Origin of the sequence: Mycobacterium sp. 1245499.0 (assembly GCF_001673615.1) — a bacterium.
In the GTDB taxonomy this organism is placed as follows: domain Bacteria; phylum Actinomycetota; class Actinomycetes; order Mycobacteriales; family Mycobacteriaceae; genus Mycobacterium; species Mycobacterium europaeum_A.
Window position 1 is genome coordinate 1 of record NZ_LZMG01000092.1, and the last position, 4,777, is coordinate 4,777.

Below are 4,777 nucleotides of genomic sequence, written 5' to 3' on the forward strand. Positions count from 1 at the left end.
GGTCGTCGGCCTCCACGCGGTAGACCTCGTCGGCGTGGGCGCCCAGGAACCCGGTGCCGGCCATCACCTCGGGGCGCACCAGCACCGGCGGGATCATCGGGATGAAGCCGTTCTCGACGGCCAGCCGCAACGCCAGCTGCAACAGGCCCAGCTGGAGCAGCGCACCCTTGCCGGTCAGGAAGTAGAACCGCGACCCGGACACCTTGGCCCCGCGCTGCATGTCGATCAGCCCGAGTGACTCACCGAGCTCCAGGTGGTCCTTCGGGTCGTCGATCGCCGCGGGCTCGCCGACCACGTCGAGCACGGCGAAGTCGTCCTCGCCGCCGGCGGGCACCCCGTCGATGACGACGTTGGAGATCGCCATGTGCGCCGCGGTGAACGCGGCCTCCGCGTCGGCCTGGGCGGCTTCGGCGGCCTTCACCTGCTCGGCCAGTTCCTTGGCGCGCGTCAGCTTGGCCGGGCGCTCATCGGGAGAGGCCGCCCCGACGCTCTTGCTGGCGGACTTCTGTTCGGCCCGCAGCCCGTCGGCCGACGAGATCGCGGCCCGGCGGGCGGCGTCGGCGGTCAACAGCGCGTCTACCAGCGCCGGGTCCTCCCCACGACTGAGCTGGGAGCGGCGCACGGCATCGGGGTCTTCCCGGAGCAGCTTCAGGTCGATCACGGCCCTGAGACTACTTTCACCGGTTCGGGGCGGCTGGCGGCGCATCCACCGCGCAAAGTCGCAGGACTCACATCCGTAACTTTTGTCACCGGTCTCAGGCGCTCCTGTCAGAATGGAGCGGATGTCGCAAGCGCCCGAGAAGGAACTTTCGGAAGCCCGGGAAACCCGGGCGGTCGAGTCGTCCGAACAGCAGCCGTCGGCCTTCGGTTGGCCGCGCAGCCTGCAGGCCCGGGCGACCCGGCGCGCGCTGCTGCTCACCGCGCTCGGCGGCCTGCTGATCGCGGGGCTGGTCACCGCGATCCCGGTCGGCGGTCCCGGATCGGGTCGGTTCCTCGACAGCAGCCCGGTGCGCAGCACCGGAACCAAGAGCGACGCCGCCTTCAACCGGGCCGCCACCGGCGAGTGCTTGATGTGGCCGGAGACAACCCCCGAGTCGGCGAGGATCGTCAACTGCGGTGACGAGCACAAGTTCGAAGTCGCCGAATCGATTGACATGCGGACGTTCCCGGGCTCCGAATACGGGCCCAACGCCGCACCCCCGACGCCCGCGCGCATCCAGCAGATCACCCAGGAGCAGTGCGAGGCCGCCGTCCGCACCTACCTCGGCCCCAAGTTCGATCCGAACAGCAAGTTCACCGTCAGCCTGCTGTGGCCCGGCGACCGGGCCTGGCGCCAGAACGGCGACCGCCGGATGCTGTGCGGCCTGCAGCTGCCCGGGATGAACAACCAGCAGCAGGCCTTCAAGGGCAAGGTCGCCGACGTCGACCAGTCCAAGGTGTGGCCGGCCGGCACCTGTCTGGGCATCGACTCGGCGACCAACCAGCCGACCGACGCGCCCGTCGACTGCGCGGCGCCGCACGCCATGGAGGTCACCGGCACGGTCAACCTGGCCGAGAAGTTCCCCGGTGGCCTGCCGGCCGAGCCCGACCAGGACGGCTTCATCAAGGATTCGTGCACCAAGATGACCGACGCGTACCTGGCGCCGGTCAAGCTGCGCACCACCACCTTGACGCTGATCTACCCGACGGTGCCGCTGGCCAGTTGGACGGCGGGCAGCCGCGAGGTGGCCTGCAGCATCGGCGCGACGCTGGGCAACGGCGGCTGGGCCACCCTGCTGAACAGCGCCAAGGGCCAGCTGCTGATCAACGGTCAACCGCCGGTACCGCCGCCCGACATCCCCGAGGAGCGGCTCACCATGCCGCCGATCCCGCTTCAGGTCCCGGCTCAGCCGCCGTCCACCCAGTCCGGCGCCGGCACCGGCTCGGCCCCGGAGATCCCGCCGAACAACCAACACCTGCCCGGCCAGCAGCCCGCGCAGCAACCCCAGCAGCAGGCCCCGCAGCAGCAGGCCCCGCAACAGCAGGCGCCGCCGGCGGACAACGGCGCCCCGCCGGCCAACCCGGCACCCGAGGCACCGGCGCCCGCACCGCCACCACCGGCGAATCCCGCACCCGAGGCACCGCCCGCCGCGCCCCCGCCGGGAGGCTAGGCGGGTGTCCGTCCGGATGGATCCGCAGCGCTTCGACGAACTGGTCTCCGACGCCCTCGACCTCATCCCGCCCGAGCTGGCGGCCGCCATGGACAACGTCGTCGTGCTGGTCGAAGACCGCCATCCCGACGACGCCGAACTGCTCGGCCTGTACGAGGGCGTGGCGTTGACCGAACGTGACTCCGACTATTCCGGATCCCTGCCGGATGCCATCACCATCTACCGGGACGCGCTGCTGGACGCCTGCGAATTCGAGGACGAGGTCGTCGAGGAGGTGGCCATCACGGTGATCCACGAAATCGCTCACCACTTCGGCATCGACGACGACCGGCTGCACGAGCTGGGCTGGGCCTGAGAATCTGGCGCGGCGCCGGATCGCCGGGCGCGGCATCCCGATTTTGTCCGCGACGGGTGCTATGAACTGACCTATGAGCATTGACTGCCGCGACTGTCGGGCAGGCTTAGATCACTGTCACGGCACCATCATTCGCCACGCGCTGCACCGGTCGGAATGCACGGAGCCGGATTGCTTCAGTCCCGAGCTGTTGCCGCACGCCTTCGTGATCGACTGCGACGCCGTCGGGTGCGTGTGCACCGAAGTGATCGCCCTGGCCGTCTGACGGGTCAACCCATCGGGTCGGCGCTGGACCGCACCGCGTCCGCGACCGGCGTCGCCTCTTCCTCCGGGTAGAACGGCGGGGTCAGCGTCCCCCAACGCACGCAACTCCACCGCCCGTCGGTGATCGGGGTGAGGGCCACCGACTGGGCGTTGTCCAGGTGGTTGTCCAGCGCGAACTCGGCGTCGACGCCGGCCAGCACCGCGGCGGCCAGCCGGATCGCCGCGCCGTGGCTGACGACGACGATGTCGCCGTGGAAGTCGCGGTCGTCGAGGTAACGCAGGCGCAGGTCGGTGAGCACCGGGACGTAGCGGTCCAGCACGTCGTTGCCGGTCTCGCCGCCGGGAAGCGCCACGTCGAGCTCGCCGTGATGCCACCGCTCGTAGATCGCATTGAACTCGGCGACCGCGTCGTCGTCGTTGCGGTTTTCCAGCCGCCCGACCTGGACCTCGTGCACGCCGGCCACCTCGATCGGGGGCACTGCGACCTGGCCGCCGATCACCTCGGCCGTCTGCGAGGCCCGGGTGGCCACCGAATGCGCGAGCATCGCCGGGCGCCCCGCCCCGCGGGCGAATGCCCGCGCCTGGTCGCGGCCCAACGGGGTCAGCTCCGCACCCGGCGGGCGGGTGTCGAGCCGGCGCTCGACGTTTCCGAATGACTGGCCGTGGCGCACCAGGATCAACCGGCCGCTCACCGCCGCGCTCCCCCGGCGGACTCGTCGCGCTTGCCGTCCAGCAGCTGCTGCAGCCAGCGCGCGGCCTCCTCGGCGGAGGGCGGCAACGCCCCGGCCGGCGAGCCGGTGGGCCAGGAACCGAGATAACGCACATCAGCACAACGACGGTGCAGCGCTTTGAGTGCCTCGGCCACGGCGTCGTCGTCGATATGGCCGACGCAATCGGCGAAGAAGCGGTAGATGCCGAGACCCGTTCTGGTCGGCCGGGATTCGATGCGGGTGAGGTCGATGCCGCGGACGGCGAATTCGGCGAGCGCGGCCAGCAGCGCGCCAGGCGCGTTGTCGATGCGCAACACGACCGAGGTGCGGTCGGCTCCGGTCCGGGCCGGCGGTGGGCCCGGCCGCCCGACCAGAAGGAAGCGGGTCCGGGCGTTGGATTCGTCGACCACACCCTCGGCCAGGGTGCCCAGGCCCCAATGCGCGGCGGCCAACGGCGAGGTCACCGCGGCGTCGACGCGTCCGTCGGCGACCTGCTGGGCGGCGTCGGCGTTGGAGTACGCCGGCCGCAGCGCGGCGTCGGGCAGATTGGCGGCCACCCACTGGCGCACCTGGGCCGCCGCCACACCGAAGGCCGCCAGCGTCCGCACGTCCGTGGCGCTGCGGCCCGGTTTGACGACGATGCTGAAGGCGATGTCCAGCGTGGTCTCGGCGAACACCTGCAGGGGTGAGCCGATGGCCAGGCTGTCCAGGGTCGGTGTCACCGAGCCGTCGATCGAGTTCTCGATCGGGACGCAGGCGTAGTCGGCGGTGCCGTCGCGCACGGCGTCCAGCGCCGCGGAGGTGCTTTCGACGGGCGCGGGTTGCACCCCGGCTGGGCCTTCGTCGGGAATGAGTCCCGCCGCGCTGATCTGTCGCAGCGCCGCCTCGGTGAACGTCCCCTCCGGACCGAGGTATGCGATGCGGGCCACGTCCCAACCCTAGCGGCGCGCGGACCAGAAAAGTCTTGCGACGTCACCCCGGGTGAGTTAACTTAGGCTTACCTAATCAAAGGATGAGAATGGTGTTACCGCTGAGCTGCCCTGCCCCGACGACCGCCGAACGGATCCGCAGCGCCTGTGTCCGCGCCAGCGGCGCGCTGCTGGCCATCGAGCACGACGACCCGGTCCCCACCCCCCTGCACCACCTGATGGACGACGGATCGGTTGCGCTGGCGCTTCCCGTCGAGCGGGAACGGGAATTGGTGCGCCCCATCTCGGGGTCCCAGGCGCTGCTGGAGCTGACCGACTACGCGCCCCTACCGCTGCGCGAACCGGTCCGCTCGCTGGTGTGGGTGCGCG

General features: G+C 70.9%; 4 protein-coding genes and 3 pseudogenes. 4 read left to right on the plus strand and 3 right to left on the minus strand.

The window, feature by feature from the left end:
* Positions 1-661 (minus strand): annotated as a pseudogene (locus A5646_RS04940) (serine--tRNA ligase); the annotation flags it as partial.
* A 112-nt stretch (positions 662-773) separates the two neighbouring features.
* Between A5646_RS04940 and A5646_RS04945 the strand changes: the two are divergent.
* From A5646_RS04945 to A5646_RS04955, 3 genes and pseudogenes are all read left to right on the plus strand, one after another.
* Positions 774-2,150, plus strand: a complete 1,377-nt coding sequence (locus tag A5646_RS04945; RefSeq protein ID WP_067020294.1) for a septum formation family protein — start codon at positions 774-776, stop codon at positions 2,148-2,150.
* Between the two features lie 4 nt (positions 2,151-2,154).
* Positions 2,155-2,575: pseudogene (locus A5646_RS04950) on the plus strand (metallopeptidase family protein).
* A 3-nt stretch (positions 2,576-2,578) separates the two neighbouring features.
* Positions 2,579-2,770: a hypothetical protein gene (locus A5646_RS04955; RefSeq protein ID WP_066871612.1), complete on the plus strand. Its 192-nt coding sequence runs from the start codon at positions 2,579-2,581 to the stop codon at positions 2,768-2,770.
* Positions 2,771-2,774: 4 nt separating this feature from the next.
* Here A5646_RS04955 and A5646_RS04960 read toward each other — a convergent pair whose 3' ends face one another.
* Positions 2,775-3,461: a histidine phosphatase family protein gene (locus A5646_RS04960; RefSeq protein WP_066871615.1), complete on the minus strand. Its 687-nt coding sequence runs from the start codon at positions 3,459-3,461 to the stop codon at positions 2,775-2,777.
* On the minus strand, positions 3,458-4,408 hold the full coding sequence (gene pheA / locus A5646_RS04965; RefSeq protein ID WP_066871617.1) for a prephenate dehydratase: 951 nt from the start codon (positions 4,406-4,408) through the stop codon (positions 3,458-3,460). The genes A5646_RS04960 and pheA overlap by 4 nt, the downstream gene beginning before the upstream one ends.
* 92 nt (positions 4,409-4,500) lie before the next feature.
* Between pheA and A5646_RS04970 the strand changes: the two are divergent.
* Positions 4,501-4,777: pseudogene (locus A5646_RS04970) on the plus strand (DUF2470 domain-containing protein); the annotation flags it as partial.

What these genes read in the sequence shown, in the direction of transcription:
- A5646_RS04955 (WP_066871612.1), top strand. Translation starts at nt 2,579, where the DNA reads ATGAGCATTGACTGCCGCGACTGTCGGGCAGGCTTAGATCACTGTCAC.
- A5646_RS04945 (WP_067020294.1), top strand. Translation starts at nt 774, where the DNA reads ATGGAGCGGATGTCGCAAGCGCCCGAGAAGGAACTTTCGGAAGCCCGG.